At 68.4% G+C, this 16057-nt stretch carries 13 protein-coding genes; 6 read left to right on the top strand and 7 right to left on the bottom strand.

Going from position 1 to position 16057, the window contains the following annotated elements:
* Position 1 precedes the first annotated feature (1 nt).
* From HG421_RS16165 to HG421_RS16140, 6 genes are all read right to left on the bottom strand, one after another.
* Positions 2 to 2494 carry a DNA topoisomerase I gene (locus tag HG421_RS16165; protein WP_169707249.1) on the bottom strand — a complete coding sequence of 831 codons (2493 nt, stop codon included), beginning with the start codon at positions 2492 to 2494 and terminating at the stop codon, positions 2 to 4.
* A gap of 183 nt (positions 2495 to 2677) precedes the next feature.
* Positions 2678 to 3955: an RDD family protein gene (locus tag HG421_RS16160; RefSeq protein ID WP_169707248.1), complete on the bottom strand. Its 1278-nt coding sequence runs from the start codon at positions 3953 to 3955 to the stop codon at positions 2678 to 2680.
* A gap of 48 nt (positions 3956 to 4003) precedes the next feature.
* Entirely contained in the window at positions 4004 to 4723 is a 720-nt protein-coding gene (locus HG421_RS16155; protein ID WP_169707247.1) for a pilin, read from the bottom strand.
* 40 nt (positions 4724 to 4763) lie between these two features.
* Positions 4764 to 5237 carry a DUF494 family protein gene (locus HG421_RS16150; protein WP_169707246.1) on the bottom strand — a complete coding sequence of 158 codons (474 nt, stop codon included), beginning with the start codon at positions 5235 to 5237 and terminating at the stop codon, positions 4764 to 4766.
* Positions 5238 to 5279: 42 nt separating this feature from the next.
* On the bottom strand, positions 5280 to 6416 hold the full coding sequence (gene dprA, locus HG421_RS16145) for a DNA-processing protein DprA (protein ID WP_169707245.1): 1137 nt from the start codon (positions 6414 to 6416) through the stop codon (positions 5280 to 5282).
* Positions 6417 to 6487: 71 nt separating this feature from the next.
* Positions 6488 to 7624 (bottom strand): LysM peptidoglycan-binding domain-containing protein, encoded by a 1137-nt coding sequence (locus HG421_RS16140; protein WP_169707244.1) that lies wholly within the window; start codon positions 7622 to 7624, stop codon positions 6488 to 6490.
* A 131-nt stretch (positions 7625 to 7755) separates the two neighbouring features.
* On the opposite strand from HG421_RS16140, the gene def reads away from it, so the two are divergent.
* From def to HG421_RS16115, 5 genes are all read left to right on the top strand, one after another.
* The gene (gene def, locus HG421_RS16135; protein ID WP_064508131.1) at positions 7756 to 8268 is read left to right on the top strand and encodes a peptide deformylase; all 513 of its coding nucleotides are present in this window, start codon (positions 7756 to 7758) and stop codon (positions 8266 to 8268) included.
* Between the two features lie 382 nt (positions 8269 to 8650).
* On the top strand, positions 8651 to 9574 hold the full coding sequence (gene fmt, locus HG421_RS16130; RefSeq protein ID WP_169707243.1) for a methionyl-tRNA formyltransferase: 924 nt from the start codon (positions 8651 to 8653) through the stop codon (positions 9572 to 9574).
* Entirely contained in the window at positions 9574 to 10884 is a 1311-nt protein-coding gene (rsmB, locus tag HG421_RS16125) for a 16S rRNA (cytosine(967)-C(5))-methyltransferase RsmB (protein ID WP_169707242.1), read from the top strand. Before fmt ends, rsmB begins: the two co-directional genes overlap by 1 nt.
* A 47-nt stretch (positions 10885 to 10931) precedes the next feature.
* The gene (locus tag HG421_RS16120) at positions 10932 to 12653 is read left to right on the top strand and encodes an ArnT family glycosyltransferase (protein WP_169707241.1); all 1722 of its coding nucleotides are present in this window, start codon (positions 10932 to 10934) and stop codon (positions 12651 to 12653) included.
* A gap of 147 nt (positions 12654 to 12800) precedes the next feature.
* On the top strand, positions 12801 to 14078 hold the full coding sequence (locus HG421_RS16115; RefSeq protein ID WP_169707240.1) for an O-antigen ligase family protein: 1278 nt from the start codon (positions 12801 to 12803) through the stop codon (positions 14076 to 14078).
* A 29-nt stretch (positions 14079 to 14107) separates the two neighbouring features.
* Here HG421_RS16115 and HG421_RS16110 read toward each other — a convergent pair whose 3' ends face one another.
* Positions 14108 to 14917, bottom strand: a complete 810-nt coding sequence (locus HG421_RS16110; RefSeq protein ID WP_169707239.1) for a glycosyltransferase family 2 protein — start codon at positions 14915 to 14917, stop codon at positions 14108 to 14110.
* Between HG421_RS16110 and HG421_RS16105 the strand changes: the two genes are divergently transcribed.
* The gene (locus HG421_RS16105) at positions 14918 to 15976 is read left to right on the top strand and encodes a CDP-glycerol glycerophosphotransferase family protein (protein WP_211161740.1); all 1059 of its coding nucleotides are present in this window, start codon (positions 14918 to 14920) and stop codon (positions 15974 to 15976) included.
* The last annotated feature ends 81 nt before the right edge of the window (positions 15977 to 16057 follow it).

Here is a 16057-nt window from a genome sequence, read left to right as displayed (position 1 = left end):
CTCAGCCTGCGGCCTTGCTCGCGGTCTTCTTGACCACGCGCTTGGTCGCCTTCTTGGCGGCGGCCTTCTTGGCCGGTGCCTTCTTCGCCGCCGTCTTGGTGGCAGCGGTCTTGGTCGCGGTCTTCTTGACGGCCGTCTTCTTCGGCGCCGAATCCTTCACCGCAGTCTTCTTGAGCGTGGCTTTTTTGGCACCGAAGCCCTTGCGCACCGGCTTGCCGGTATCGGCCAGCAGTTGCTGCACCTCCTCAAGGCTCAACGACGCTGGCTCGCGCTCCTTGGGGATCTTGCCATTGAGCTTGCCATCGCTGATGTACGGGCCGAAGCGTCCGTTGAGCACCTGGATGTCGCTGCCGTCGAATTCCTTGATGACGCGGTTGCGTGCGATCTCTTCCTTCTCCTCGATCAGGAACACCGCGCGCGCCAGGTCGATGGTGTACGGATCGTCCTCTTTCTTCAGCGATGCATACACGCTGCCGCGGCGCGCAAACGGCCCGAAGCGGCCGATGCCGACGCTGACGTCCTGGCCCTTGTCCTGGCCGAGGGCGCGCGGCATCTTGAACAGCTCGAGCGCGTCTTCGATCGAGATCGAATAGATGCTCTGGCCCGGACGCAGCGAGGCGAAGGTCGGCTTTTCTTCGTCTTCCACGGTGCCGATCTGCACCATCGGGCCGAAGCGGCCGATGCGCGCGCTCACTTCCTTGCCGCTGACCGGGTCGGTGCCAAGCACGCGCACGCTGCCGGCGTCGGTCTTGTCCAGCGAATCCTTCTTGTCCTCGACCAGTTCCTTGAACGGGCCCCAGAACTTCTCCATCAACGGGATCCACTCTTCCTCGCCACGCGAGACCGCATCCAGGTCGTCTTCGAGCTTGGCGGTGAAGTCGTAATCCACGTAGCGGGTGAAATGCCCGGACAGGAACTTGGACACCGCACGGCCCACATCGGTGGGACGGAAGCTGCGGCCTTCCATTTCCACGTATTTGCGGAACTGCAGGGTCTGGATGATCGAGGCATAGGTGGACGGACGGCCGATGCCGTACTCCTCCAGCGCCTTGACCAGCGCCGCTTCGGTGAAGCGCGGCGGCGGCTGGGTGAAGTGCTGGTCGGTGACGATGCGGTCCAGCGGGACGTTGTCGCCGGCCTTCATCAGCGGCAGCTTGCGGCCTTCGTCCTCGTCCTCGCTGCTCTTGGTGTCCTTGCCTTCTTCGTAGACGGCCAAAAAGCCCGGGACCACCACGGTGGTGCCGCTGGCGCGGAACACATGTTCGCTGCCGGCCGACAGATCCACGCTGACGGTATTGAGCGTGGCCGGGATCATCTGGCAGGCCACCGCGCGGCGCCAGATCAGCTCGTACAGGCGGCGCTCGTCTTCGGACAGGAAGCGCGCCACCTGCGCCGGGGTGCGCAGCGCCGAGGTCGGGCGCACCGCTTCGTGGGCTTCCTGCGCGTTCTTGGACTTGGTGGTGTAGGCGTTGGGCTGGTCCGGCAGCGAGGCGGTGCCGAAGTCGCGCGCGATCACGTCGCGGATTTCCGCCAGCGCGTCCTGCGACAGGTTCACCGAGTCGGTACGCATATAGCTGATCAGGCCGACCGAGCCTTCGTCGCCCAGCGCCACGCCTTCGTACAACTTCTGCGCCACCTGCATGGTCTTGCGGGTGGTGAAGCCGAGTTTGCGCGAGGCTTCCTGCTGCAGCGTGGAGGTGGTGAACGGCGGGGCCGGGCGGCGCTTGCGCTCCTTGCTGGCCACGTCGGTGACGTGCAGCACGCCTTGCGCGGCCTGCTGGATACGCAACCGCGCCGCTTCGGCGGTATCGCCGTCGGTGACGGTGAACTGCTCGAACTTCTGCCCGTCCAGCTTGATCAGCCGTGCAGTGAAGGCTTGCGAGGGATGCCGGCAATGCGCATCGATGGACCAGTATTCGCGCGCGATGAAGGCTTCGATCTCTTCCTCGCGCTCGACGATCATGCGCAATGCCGGCGACTGCACGCGGCCGGCAGAGAGCCCGCGCTGCACCTTGCGCCACAGCACTGGCGACAGGTTGAAGCCGACCAGGTAATCGAGCGCGCGGCGCGCCTGCTGCGCGTCCACCAGGTCGCCGGCGATCATGCGTGGCTTGGCCATCGCCTCCTTGATCGCGCGCGGGGTGATCTCGGTGAACACCACCCGCTGCATCGGCTTGTCCTTGAGCAGGCCGCGCTCTTTCAGGATCTCGGCGATGTGCCAGCTGATCGCCTCGCCCTCGCGGTCCGGGTCGGTCGCCAGAAAGATGTCGTCGGCGCCCTTGGCGGCGCGCGCGATGGCTTCGACATGCTTCTCGTTCTTCTCGATCAGGTCGTAGCGCATCGCAAAGCCGTTGTCCGGATCGACCGCGCCCTCCTTGGGGACGAGGTCGCGCACGTGCCCATACGAGGCCAGGACGGTGAAGTCCTTGCCGAGGTATTTATTGATCGTCTTGGCCTTGGCGGGCGATTCGACGATGAGCAGGTGCTTGGGCATGGTGGCGACTTCTTGGGGCGCAGGGCCCGGGGGGCGGGTAGCGTGGCCTAATTGGCCGGTCGAGGGAAGCAGATCGGCCGTTTCCCACACGTTAACGCCCGGGAAGTAGCCCGGGCGTTCAGTTCTCTTATTAGAAAGATCACGGCGGACGCCGCCGTGTCAAGCGGCCAGCGCCGCGAAGTGCTAGCGCTGGCTCATCCCGATCGCCGCCAGCATGAAGCCCACCACCACGATCGAGACCACCAGCAGCAGCCCGTAGATGGCCAGGACCACGATCGAAACCGTATCCAGACCCTTGGACTGCAGCTCCGGGTGGTCGGTGAAGGCCCAGCGGTCCACCACCAGGGTGTCGCAGACCTTGTCGTGCGGGGCCTGCTTGCGCGCGCTCATGCCGGCCATGAAGGCGGCCACGATCACACCGATGCCCAGGGTGAGCACGCTGATCAGCATGTAAGCCAGGTAGCGCAGCAGGTTGCGCCAGAAGCCGACGCGTGCGCCCTGGCTGTCGGCGCGGACCACCTTGATCCCGCAGGCGAGCTTGCCCAGGCTGGCCTGGAGCCGGCTGGACTGCATCCAGGCGAAATACAGGGTGGGGATGGCCAGCCCGATGCCGTAGGACAGCACCAGCAGCGCAATGCCGAGCGCGCTGCCATCGTCCAGCGCGGAGCCGGCATCGCTCAGCCCGGCGCCGAAGGCAAGCACGAACACCAGCGGGATCACGATCAGGTAGACCGCGAAGGTGGTGACCAGGCTGTCCAGGATGCTGGCCGCCACGCGGCGCCACAGACCGGCGTAGACGACCGGCGCGTCGGGCGCTGCGATGCCGGCGGCCGGTGCGGGCCCGGCCGGGGTGTCCCAGGCGGTCGGTAATGGCGTGGCGGGCGGTGGCGGATGAAGTGCCGCTGCCGCTCCTGCTGCGGCAGGTGGCTGCACGGCGGCGTCCGCTGCGCCCGGTGAAGTGGACCGCGACGCGTCGCCGTCTGGCGCGACCGGCTCGCTGGCGGACGGGTAAGGCTGCGCCGCTGCCGGGTGCGGACCCGACTGCATTGGGCCTTGCGCCGACGCGCCGGATAGCGCCGACGCGGTTGCCGGCGTCGGCGGCGTGCTGGCGGCAGCTTGAGCGGGCTCGACCGGCGCCTCCGGATCGGCGACGGCAGGGGCGGGCGGCCGCGACCACTCCTGCGCTGGGGCATCGGCAGCCGATGCGCCCGCCGCCGGCGAGACTTCCTTCGTCGCCGCGACCGCCGGCGCATCGGCGGCTGGCGCTACTGGCGCCGGTAGCGGCGTATCCAGGCCCAGTTCGGCCGTGACCTCGCCCAGCGCCACCCACTGCGGCAGACCCTCGCGCCAGACCAGGCTGCTACGGTCGATCAGCCCCTGCGACAGGCGCGCGACCAGCGTGTCCGTGTCCACCGGCCCCTGGCGTTGCCGCTGTGCGTCGGCGTAATACCACTGCGTCATTGATGTTCCCCTTGGGTAGTGCGAAGCGCGTTTGCGTGCAGCGGCCGCTCAGCCGCGGCACTGCTGCGGAAGTTGCTGGTCGTCGATCTCGGAACTGCAGTGCCAGCGGCCGGCATCGGCATCGAAGTCCAGCCACAGCGCCTTGCCGTCGATCCTGGGCGAATCCGGCGAGCGCAGCAGCGCTTCGACACCGCAATCGCTGGTATCGAAGCGGCCGATCTGCACGCTGGCCAGCACATCGGTCGCGTAATGCTCCGGGGCCTGGAAGCCGGTGTCGCCATTGACCGGGCAGCGGCCTTCGCGGGCGAGAAATTCGGCAATCTGCGGCTTCAGCGGTGCCAGTGCGGTCACCGCCTCGGTGACCTTGGCGCGGCTCAGGTAGTCCTTGTAGGCGGGCACGGCGATCGCGGCCAGCATGCCGGCCACGGCCACGACAACAAAGCCGCCAATGATTGCGATCAGCGTCAACACCAGCGGCCAGCCTGAGGCTCTCGACTGTTGGGGTGTCGGAGCAGCAGGGCGGGCATGCCAGGCATCAGGTGTCGCCACCGGTAGTGGCGGTGGCATTGGTGCAGCGTGCAGATCGGTGGACACCGGTGGGCCGAGTTCGTCGGCGCAGGCGGAGAGCGGCCGCCATTGGTCCAGCCCTTCGCGCCAGGCCAGCGTATCCAGGGCGATCTGGCGATCGCGATACAGGCCGCGCAGGACCTCATCGGTCACCGGGCCACGCCGCTGGCGGTTGCCCTCGGCGTAATACCAACTGCTCATCCCCGTCCCCTCGCGCGCACGTCCGTGGCGGCTTCAGCCTTCAGTGTACGGGTTCAGGCTCGTCCAGGAACATCTGGGTTTCCATCCAGGCATAGGCCGCTTCTGCGCCCGGCTGGTTGAACAACACCATCAGCACCACCCACTTGAGGTCGTCCAGGTCCAGCTCGTCCTGGTCCAGCGCCATGGCACGGTCCAGCACCAGTTCGCGCTGGTCGGCGTCGAGGATGCGGTGTTGTTCGAGGAACAACAGGAATCCCCGGCAATCCAGATCGAGCTTGTCCAGCTCCGGGCCATGGTAGATCCGCACCGGCCCATCGACATGCGGGCGCGCGACGCTCGGCCGCTGCTCGGAGAGCGCGTCCAGCCAGTCGAAGGCCTTGCTGATTTCTGCGGGGCTGAAACCGGCCTGGATCAGGCCATTCTGAAGCGAGTCACGGTCACGGACCAGGTCCGCGTCTTCGCTGAAATAATGTTCGAACAGGTACAGCAGTACATCGAGAATGCTCTCTTTCATTGCCCTCGGCCTGCGTCGCGCGACGCTGTGGAGGTGAAGAAACTAGGGATTGCGGGTATAGCGACCGTGCTCGGTGACCACATTTCCCTCCAGTTCCATGATGAGCAGCATGGAGGACAGCGCGGCGGCCGTCAATCCGGTGCGTTCAACCAGGCAATCCATAGGGGTTGGGTCGTGGCCCAGCGCCTGCCACAAGCGCTGGTAGTCGGGATCCGGACGGGTGGGCGTGGCGCGACATGTCGTGCTGGACCATTGAGTGGGGGCGGCCAGGCGCTCGCGCAAGGCGGTGGCCAATTCGCCCGACAGCAGTTGCAGGCCCTCGATGACCTGGGCCGGGTCCTGCGCCAGCGTGGCGCCCTGGCGGATCAGATGATGGCAGCCGCGCGCGAGCGGATTGTGCAGCGAGCCGGGCAGGGCGAACACCTCGCGCCCGGCCTCGGCGGCCAGCCGCGCGGTGATCAGCGCGCCCGAGCGCATCGCTGCCTCGACCACCAGGGTACCCAGCGCCAGCCCGGCAATGATGCGGTTGCGGGCCGGGAAGTGCGCCGCCACCGCGCCGGTGCCCGGCAGGTATTCGCTGACCACTGCGCCGCGTGCAGCGATGCGCTCGCGCAATGCCCGGTGATGCGCGGGGTAGGCCACGTCGGCCCCGGTGCCCACCACCGCCACCGTGATGCCGTCCGGCTGCGCAAGTGCGGCTTCATGGGCGATCGCATCGACGCCGGCGGCCATGCCGCTGACGATGCCCAGCCCTGCAGCCGCCAGGTGCGATGCGAAGGCGCGGGTGTGATCGCGCCCGCCGGCGGTGGCCGAGCGGCTGCCGACCACGGCCACGCCTGGATGCCACAGCGCATTGGGATCGCCGTCCACGAACAGCGCCAGCGGCGGGTTGACGATGTGGCGCAGCAGCGCCGGGTAGTCCGGTTCGTGCCAGCCGATCAGATGGTGATCTGCGTGTTCGCACCAGCGCAGCGCGGCATCCAGCGCATGCAGGTCAGGCGACTGCAGCCGTTCCGATTGCAGCGCGTCGCAGCCGGCCGCGCGCCAGGCGCCGGGCCCGGCAGCCAGGATATCGGACGGGCTGGCGTGGGTGCTCATCAATGCGCGACGGGGTGGGCTGCGGCCGCCCGCCAGCAGCAGGATCAGCAATGCGCGCAGGTCGGAATCGGTAGAGGTCATGCGCACAGCCTGGGCCGCAAACGACGACGGCGCCCTCAGGCGCCGTCGCGTCACCGCATCGGAATTGACGCCTACTGCGCGTCGGGATGCTTGACGAAATACCCCAGGCCGGTCGGCTTGACGCTTTCCATCACCAGCGCATAGCTGACCTTGTCATAGGTGCGGAACACCATCGCGTGCGAGGCGTACTCGTCCGGCAGGCCGACGGTGGAGCCGGCCGGGCCGCTGAAATCGTCATCGGTGCGCGAGAAGCGCGAGTGCTTGACGCGGTCGCTGACCGTGCGGCCCTTGCGCCAGATCGAGAACACCGTGCCGTTGTTGATGCCTTCGCGGGCGCCGCCGGAAATGGCGATCACATCGCGGGTACCGCCAACGATGAAGGCGTCGGAGATGGCCAGCACGCGCAGTTCGGTCTGCAGCGCCTGTTCGGATGGCGGGTGCGGAATGAACTGCAGGTCGTAGGGCTGCGCTTCCACCGCCACGATCCGGTCGCCGGCGCGTACCTCGCGGCCGCTGTCCTGCAACAGCAGGGTCGCCGCCTTGGAGTTGCCGCCCGCCGCGCTTCGGGTGATGGTGCCGACGTTGACCTGCGCCAGTTCGTAGCCCAGCGATTCACGGCGCGTGCTCGGCGCGATGAAGTTCTTCCAGATGTTGCCGGCACCGGCGGTGATGTTGCCCGCCATGTCCAGGTCTTCGTTGTGCTTGGGCAGGCTGAACTTCACGGTCGGGCGGACCACCGCAAAGCGCTGGCCCGGCTGTGCGTCTTCCAGGCCCACCACGTAGGCCACCTGACCGGTGGTGGCGCGCGAGCGACCGCCTTCCAGCCCAACCACGTAAGGCAGCTGGTCGAAGTCCTCGACCACGCGCAGGTTCTTCAGGAACGGCTCGACGTCGGCCAGCGGAATGGCGTTGATCGGCGCTTCCTGGCGCGGGCCGGGCTGGATCGTGCCTTTGCCGACGCGGTCCAGGTAGGCCAGGCTGATCACGTCACCCGGGTAGATCAGGTGCGGATTCTGGATCTGTGGATTGGCTTGCCAGATTTCCGGCCACAGCCACGGTTTTTGCAGGAAACGCCCAGCGATGTCCCACAAGGTATCCCCCTTGCGGACCACATAGGTGTCTGGATGCTCGCCCACCGCTTGCGCGGCAGCGTAGGTCGCGACGGTCAGCATCGCCGCAGCGACGACCGTACGAAGTCGGTTCAACATGAGTGCCTTCTTGCCTGATTCCCCAACAGGTCCGCGCACTATAGTCCAGAAACCGGGGCGCCACGCAAGCATTGCGCTAGAATGACACCGTCTTGCCGGCGCAGCGCCGGTATTCCCAGACGGGTAATCGCATGGCTTTGCTCCCTATTCTCGAATTTCCCGACCCGCGGCTGCGCACCAAGGCCGTGCCGGTCGACGCCGCCGACGTGGTCAGCCCGGCGTTCCAGACGCTGCTCGATGACATGTTCCAGACCATGTACGAGGCGCCCGGCATCGGCCTGGCCGCCAGTCAGGTGGACGTGCACAAGCGCTTCATGGTGATCGACGTCAGCGAGGAAAAGAACGCCCCGCAGGTGTTCGTCAACCCCGAAATCGTCGCCAGGCAGGGCGAGCAGGTCTACCAGGAAGGCTGCCTGTCGGTGCCGGGCATCTTTGCAGACGTCAGCCGCGCCGACGCGATCACCGTGCGCTATCTCGACCGCCAGGGGCAGGCCCAGGAGCTGAACACCGACGGCCTGCTGGCGGTCTGCATCCAGCACGAGATGGATCACCTGGACGGCAAGCTGTTCGTGGATTACCTGTCGCCGCTCAAGCGCGAGATGGTGCGCAAGAAGCTGGCCAAGATGCGCAAGCATGTGGCTTGAGGGCGGGGATTGGGGAGTCGGGATTGGGGATTGGCAGAAGCGGCTCCGCTTGCGCTGTTGAATGCCTGAACCTGGCTCCGAGCTTGTCTGCGGTGCGGCAGCGGCGGATGCGCGCGCAGTGGTGCCGCAATGCTTTCCTGGTCACGTGCCCGCGTGCAGCGGCGTTCGCCGGCAGGCACTCAGACGCGGCACTGGCCTCCCCGCGTGCGCCAGGGCGGTTTCCCGCCGCACCGGTATCCAGGCCGCGCGTCCGCCCATGGCCGCACCCGTTTTCCGCCCGTGATCCCGACGTCCGTATCCAATCCGCACCGGCACCCCGGCCCGGCCTCCGTCCGCGACCAACGCCGTTGCCAATCCCCACTCCCGACTCCCGAATGCCCTTATGAGAATCGTCTTCGCCGGTACGCCGGAGTTCGCCGTCGCCTCGTTGCGCGCCGCCGCGCAGCGGCATGAAGTGGTGGCGGTCTACACCCAGCCCGATCGCCCGGCCGGGCGCGGGCGCGGGCTGACGCCGTCGCCGGTCAAGCTGGAAGCGATCGCACGCGGCATTCCGGTCTACCAGCCGCAGACCCTGCGTTCGCCCGAGGCGCTGGCCACGCTGCGCGGTCTCGATGCCGACCTGATGGTGGTGGTGGCCTACGGGCTGATCCTGCCCAAGGCGGTGCTGGCCGCGCCCACCCACGGCTGCTGGAATGTGCATGCCTCGCTGCTGCCGCGCTGGCGTGGCGCCGCGCCGATCCAGCGCGCGATCGAGGCCGGCGACCGCGAAACCGGCGTGTGCCTGATGCAGATGGAAGCGGGCCTGGATACCGGCCCGGTGCTGCTGTCGCAGCGTATCGAGATCGGCGAGCAGGAAACCGGCGGCCAGCTGCACGACCGCCTGGCCGCGCTGGGCGCGCAGGTGCTGTCCGACGGCCTGGGCCTGCTGCGCGCCGGCATTCGCCCGGTGGCGCAACCGCAGCCGGCCGAAGGGGTGACCTACGCGCACAAGCTGGACAAGGCGCAGGCACGGCTGGACTGGGCGCAGCCGGCGCAGGAGCTGGCGCGGCGCGTGCGGGCGTTCAATCCGTGGCCGGTGGCCGAAGCGATCCTGGCCGGCGAGCGCGTGCGCCTGCATGGTGCCGTGGCGCTGGAGCTGGCGCATCAACAGCCGCCGGGCACGCTGCTGGCCGCCAGCAAGCAGGGCATCGACATCGCCTGCGGCCAGGGCGCATTGCGGGTGCGCGTGTTGCAGCGTGAGGGCGGCAAGGCGATCACCGCTGCCGACTACCTCAACGCGCGCCGCGACCTGCCGGCGCTGCGCTGATGGCGACCGACACCGTGGCGGCCGGCGTCGCCTCGCGCCTGGTGGCGGCGCGGGTGCTGACGGCCGTGTTCGATCAGGGGCGTTCGCTGAAGGCCGAGCTGGCCACGGCGCTGCCCGGCCTGGCCGATCCGCGCGACCGCGCGTTGGTGGAGGCGATCTGTTTCGCCGTGCTGCGGCGCCGGCCTGCCTACGACGTGGCGCTGCGGCAATGGCTGGAGCGCCCGCTGCCGCCGCGCGACGCCGAACTCAAGGCCTTGCTGATGGCCGGCTTCGCCCAGCTCGATGTAGTGCAACTGCCCGCGCACGCGGCGTTGTCGGCCACCGTGGACGCCTGCCGTGCGCTGGGCCGGCCGCGCCAGGCCGGCATGGTCAACGCACTCCTGCGACGTGCGCAGCGCGAAGGGTTCCCTGCGGTGGCCGACGATGCCGGCTGGCCGTCGTGGTTGCGCAAGCAGCTGCGCGCGGACTGGGGCGAGCGTGCCGAGGCCATCTTCGTGGCGAGCGCGCAGATGGCGCCGATGTGGTTGCGCGTGCATCGCGGGCAGACCGATCCGGCGGCCTATGCGGCGCGGCTGGCCGAGGCCGGTATCGCTGCGCACACCGACCCGGTGTTGCCGGATGCGCTGCGGCTGGCGGGCGCCGTGCCGGTGAGCCAGCTGCCTGGCTTCGCCAACGGCATGGTGTCGGTGCAGGACGGCGCTGCGCAGCAGGTGGCCGATGCACTGGTGCTGGACCCCTCGGCCCGCGTGCTCGATGCCTGCGCCGCGCCCGGCGGCAAGGCGGCGCATCTGCTGGAACGTCACCCCGCCGTGCAGCTCACCGCGCTGGATGTGGATGCGCGCCGCCTGGAGCGCGTGCAGCAGACCCTGCAGCGCACCGTGCCGACGGCGCAGGTCAGCCTGCATGCGGCCGATGCCGCCGACCCGGCGGCGTGGTGGGACGGTGCGCCCTTCGACGCAGTGCTGCTGGATGCACCGTGCTCGGCCACCGGCGTGGTGCGGCGGCAACCGGACGTGCTGCTGCATCGCCGGGCCGACGACATCGATGCGCTGTGTGCGCTGCAGGCGCGCCTGCTGGACGCGACCTGGCGTACCCTGCGGCCCGGCGGGCAGTTGCTCTACACCACCTGCTCGCTGCTGGCGCGCGAAAACCAGGCGCAGATCGCCGCATTCCTGCAGCGCACGCCCGATGCCCGGGCGCAACCGCTGGGTGCGCAGTTCGGCCATGTGGCGGGGTCGGGGCGGCAGCGCTTCCCCGGTGAGCAGCACTGCGACGGGTTCTTCTACGCGCGTTTGCTAAAAGCCTCCTGACCGCGCTCAGCCCAGCGCTCCAACCTCTGCGTCCCGTGCCGCCCACCATGCCCAAGCCCCGCGCTTCCACCGATGTCTGGTTGCTGGCCATCACCGCGGTACTGGTGATCGGTGCCGGGCTGGGCTTGCGCGACCCGTGGCCGTCTGACGAGCCGCGCTTTGCGCTGGTGGCCAAGCAGATGGTGCTGAGCGGGGATTGGCTGTTCCCGCATCGCGGCAACGAGCTGTATTCGGACAAGCCGCCGATGCTGATGTGGCTGCAGGCGCTGTTCTACACGGTCTTGGGCAACTGGCGGGTGGCGTTCCTGCTGCCGTCGCTGCTGGCAGCGCTGGGGACGCTGGCCTGCGTCTACGACCTGGGACGGCGGCTGTGGACCCGGCGCGTTGGTGCCTATGCGGCGTGGATGCTGCTGTTCACGCTGCACTTCACCTTCCAGGCCAAGAAGGCGCAGATCGACCCGCTGGTGGTGTTCTGGATCACCCTGGCCAATTACGGGCTACTGCGTCACCTGTTACTGGGGCCGGCCTGGCGCTGGTGGACGCTGGGCTGGTTCGCTGCCGGGCTGGGCGTGATCACCAAGGGCGTGGGCATCATCGCGTTGTTGATGCTGATCCCGGCCGGCATTGCCGCGGCGCGCGGCTGGCCGGGCGTGCGCGTGCATGTGCGCGACCGGCGCTTCTGGCTGGGGCCGCTGGTGTTCTTCGTGGCGATCGCGTTGTGGTTCGTGCCGATGGTGGCGACGGCGCTGACGGCCGGCCAGCCCGAATACCGCGTCTACCTCAACGACATCCTGCTGCGGCAGACCGCCAAGCGCTATGCCAGCTCGTGGGATCACGCGCAGCCGGTGTGGTACCACCTGCAGAGCATGGCGACGATGTGGTTGCCGACCATCCTGCTGCTGCCGTGGGCGATTCCGGCGTGGCGTCGGCGGCTGCGACGGCGCGATGCACGCTACCTGCTGCCGCTGGCTTGGTGGCTGCTGGTGCTGGTGTTCTTCACCATTCCCAGCGGCAAGCGCGATGTCTACATCCTGCCGGCGTTGCCGATGTTTTGCCTGGCGTTGGCGCCGCTGGCCGCGGGTCTGCTGCGCCGGGCCGGGGTGCAGCGGCTGCTGTTCGGCTTCGTGCTGCTGCTGACCGTGGCCTTCGTGGCCGGCGGGGCGGCGATGCTGGCCGGACATCCGGGCTTCGAGCAGAAGATCATGGACAGCCGCGGGGTTGGCAGCGAGGCAACCGACCCGCTGGGCTGGGTGCTGCTGGCGGTGGGCAGCTGGGGGGTGGCCAGCCTGTTGTGGCTGCGGGTCCGGCGCTCGCCGCTGGCTGTGGTCTCGCTACTGGGCGCGTGGTGGGTGGCGTTCGGCCTGATCTGCTACCCGGTCTTCAACGATTCCAGCTCGGCCGGTGCGGTGATGCGCGAAGCCGGGCGCCGCATCGGCCCGGATGCCCAGCTCGGCCTGGTGGCCTGGAAGGAGCAGAACCTGCTGATGGCCGACCGGCCTGCGCAGACCTTCGGCTTCAAGGTGCCGTGGGAAGAACAGCTGCGTCGTGGCGTGGCCTGGCAGGCCGCGCAGCCATGGCAGCGTTGGCTGATGGTGCAGGAGACGGCACTGCTGGGCTGCGTGGACCGCAGCCGCAGCCAGTTGGTGGGCGTGGCCAACCGGCGGCGCTGGTGGCTGGTGCCGGCCGATGCCGTCCAGGGCAACTGTGTGGCCAGTTCCACCGAGAAGGCGGTGGAGGAAAAGGAGCAGGGCAACCTGGATGTCGAATGAGCCAGTCGACCATCCACTGCTGGTGTGCGCCGGCCACCCTCGGTGCCCCCAGCCCCTCGTCTAACAAGGATTCATGCCCGGCATCGTTAGCTTGGCCGGCGTTTGAACCCGACCCGTTCGTTTCTTCACCCCTTGACCGATGTCTCGATGAATTCCCTGCGCACCCAGCCCGCTTCGCTTCCTCACTCCGCCCCCGTGGCATCGCGGGCAGGCGTGGGCATTGCCGAACTGGGGGTGTTCGCGCTGACGGCGCTGGTGGTGAGCATGCCCAGCGGGCTGCTGCCGTTTGGCCTGTGCCTGCTGCTTGGTTCGCTGGTCGGCTGGCGCAGCCTGCGCGCGGGCATTGCGCGGCGCAGCTGGTCGCTGCGGACGCTGGGCTGGTTGACGGCGGCGGTGATCGCCATGTCCTTGCTGTCGATCGCCCTGTTCGAGCACGGCCTGCGCGATGTCGGCAATCGCTCGCGCTTTCTGGTGCTGCCCTGGGCGGCGTTGTGGGCCTACACATTGCACCCGCGCCAGATCTGGTTGTGGCGCGGCGCGCTGGTGGGCGTGGCGGCGGCGATGGTGATCGCGATCGTGCAGGTGGTGCGTGGCGCCGACCGCGCCGAAGGCTTTACCAATGCCATTGTCTTTGCCGATATCGCGATGATGCTGCTGGTGGTGGTGGCGTTCTGCCGCCCCGCCGGTGCCGTGCGCTGGCTGGTGGGCGCGGCCATCGCCACGGTGGTGGTGATCGTGCTCAGCGGTAGCCGTGGGGTCTGGCTGGCCTTGCTGGCAACCGTGGGTGTGCTGATCTGGGGCGCGCCCTGGCGCAGCGCGCGCATGCGCCTGCTGACCTTCGTTGGTGGCGCGGTGGTGGCCGTGGGGGTGATTGCCAGCGTGCCCGCGCTGACCGACCAGATGCGCCTGGGCGAATTGCAGAGCGATCTGCAACGCTATGAGGTCGGCGATAGCGATTCGTCGGCTGGTGCGCGTATCGAACGGCTGCACGTGGCCTGGGACACCCTGCGGACGTATCCGCTGACCGGTGTCGGCGTCGGCCGTTTCGACGATGCGATGCACGAGTTGCCGGCGTGCGCGGCCGACAACGCCTTGTTTCGTTGTCACCTGGGCCATGCGCACAACGACCTGGCCGAGTGGGGTGCCACCCAGGGCGTTCCCGGCTTGCTCCTGCTGATCGCGGTGTACGGTGTGCCGCTATGGATCTTCGTGCGCCTGCACCGGCGCAGCGGGCATGCGCAGTTTCGCGGCCCGGCCGCAGCCGGAGTGATGTTCGTCATCAGCTACGCCTTGTGCGGGCTGACCCAGTCCATGTTCGCGCACCAGGTGGCGGCGAGTTTCTATACCGCGATGGTGGGCGTGCTGGTGGGGCTGGCGGCGCGGCAGGCGCCGCAGGCAACGCCTGGGAGTGCAGATCACCCGTAACGGGGCGTGATCCGGTTGCGTCTGCGCACTCAGTCGCCGCGCGGTGGGTCCTGCACGGGCTGGTCGTGCTGCAACAGCCACAGCATGATGGTCTTCTGGCGTACGTAATTGGCGCGCACGTAGGCGTAGATCAGCCCGTGCCAGCCATCGCGAAACCCGCCACGCAGCAGATAGCCGCGCCAGAAGCGCCAGGCCGGCGCCAGCACCAGCTTGCTCCAGGTGGCGCGCTTGCCGCGTGCGTGATCGTGTTCGGCCATCATCTGCGCATAGCGCTGGGTCTTGGCCAGTTGTTGTGCCAGCGAGCGGTAGGGATAGTGGATCAGGTCGCCGGACAGGGTGATCACAGTGCCATCGACACTGGCCGCCTCGTGGATCTCGCGCTTGCCGCGCCAGCCGCCACGGCGTCGGTCGAACAGGCGTAGCACGCGGTCGGGATAGGCATTGCCGTGACGCAGGAAGCGACCGAAATAGTCCGACAGCCGCGCGAACCGGTAGCCGGCCGCACCGGCAAAACCGGCATCGCGCGCAGCGAGGATGGCATCGCGCAAGGGGTCGCTGATGCGTTCGTCCGCATCCAGGCACAGCACCCAGTCGTGGCTGGCCTGTGCGACGCAGTACGCCTTCTGGCTGCGGTAACCGTCGAAGGCGCGTTGCAGCACGCGCGCGCCATGCGCGCCGGCGATCGCTGCGGTGGCGTCGGTGGAGCCGGAGTCCACCACCACGATCTCGTCGCAGAATGCCAGCGAGGTCAGGCAGTCGCGTAGGCGATCGGCCTCGTTGAACGCGATAATGCAGGCGCTGATGCGCGGCCGTTGGTCGGGTGCGGTCGAAGAGGACATGTGATGGCCGATTACCTGCTGTTCGCAACGGAACGTTACGCCTTGCCTATTCTGGCGCCATTGGCGCAGGCATTACAGGCCCGCGGCGATGCGGTGGCCGCCTGGTACGAAGGCGGCGCGCGCGGCCTGGTGCTGCCGGGCGTGCGCGAAGTCGGCCTGCGCGAGGCGCTGGCCTTGCGCCCGCGTGCGGTGTTCAGCGCGGCCAACTGGGTGGCGCCGTTCGTGTCCGGCGCCAAGGTGCAGCTGTTCCACGGATTCAACGTGCAAAAGCGCGAAGACAACCGCGGCCATTTCCGCGTGCGTGGGCTGTTCGATCTGTACTGCACGCAGGGCCCGGCCACCACCGCACCGTTCCGTGCGCTGGCCGCGCGCGAAGGACATTTTGCGGTGGCCGAAACCGGCTGGCCCAAGCTCGATCCGGTGTTCCGCGACGATGGCGGGCACAGTGCCGCACTGCGCGCGCCGGCCAACGGACGCCCGGTGATCCTGTTCGGTTCCACCTTCACCGAGCGGCTGAGCGCGGCACCGGTGCTCTTTGATGAGATTGCCGCCGACATCGCGCGCGGAGCGCATTACTGGCTGCTCACGCTGCACCCCAAGTGCGCGCCGGAATTGTTCGATCGTTATCGCGCGCTGGCCGGCGCCAATGCACGCTTCGTCGAACCGGAAGAGGTGATGGCCGCGCAGCGTGCGGCCGATGTGCTGGTGTCGGACACCTCGTCGATCGTGTCCGAGTTCGTGGTGCAGCACAAACCGGTGGTGACCTTTCGCAACCGCGTGCCGCAGCCGCATATGCTCAACTTCGAGCAGCCCGGGCAGCTGCCGCAACAGCTGGCGCGCGCGCTGGCGCCGGATGCCGAGTTGCGCAGCGCATTGGCCGCCTATGCCGATGCGATCCACCCGTATCGCGACGGGCATTCGTCGGAGCGGGCGATTGCCGCCACCGAGGACTTCATCGCCGGCAGGCTCGGCACGCTACGGCGCAAACCGCTGGGCGCATTGTGGCGGGGCCTTCAGATCCGGCGCGAACTTGGCTACTGGGGCCCGGCGCAGCATTGATGGCCGCTGGTCGATCGCTGACCAGATAGCGCTGCCAACAGCAACGTCCACCCAATCCCGAATCCCGAATCCCGATTCCCC

The organism is Xanthomonas campestris pv. badrii, from assembly GCF_012848175.1.
Lineage (GTDB): Bacteria > Pseudomonadota > Gammaproteobacteria > Xanthomonadales > Xanthomonadaceae > Xanthomonas > Xanthomonas campestris_C.
The sequence above is the reverse complement of the archived record's forward strand: the minus strand, read 5'-3'. Positions and strand labels throughout refer to the sequence as shown.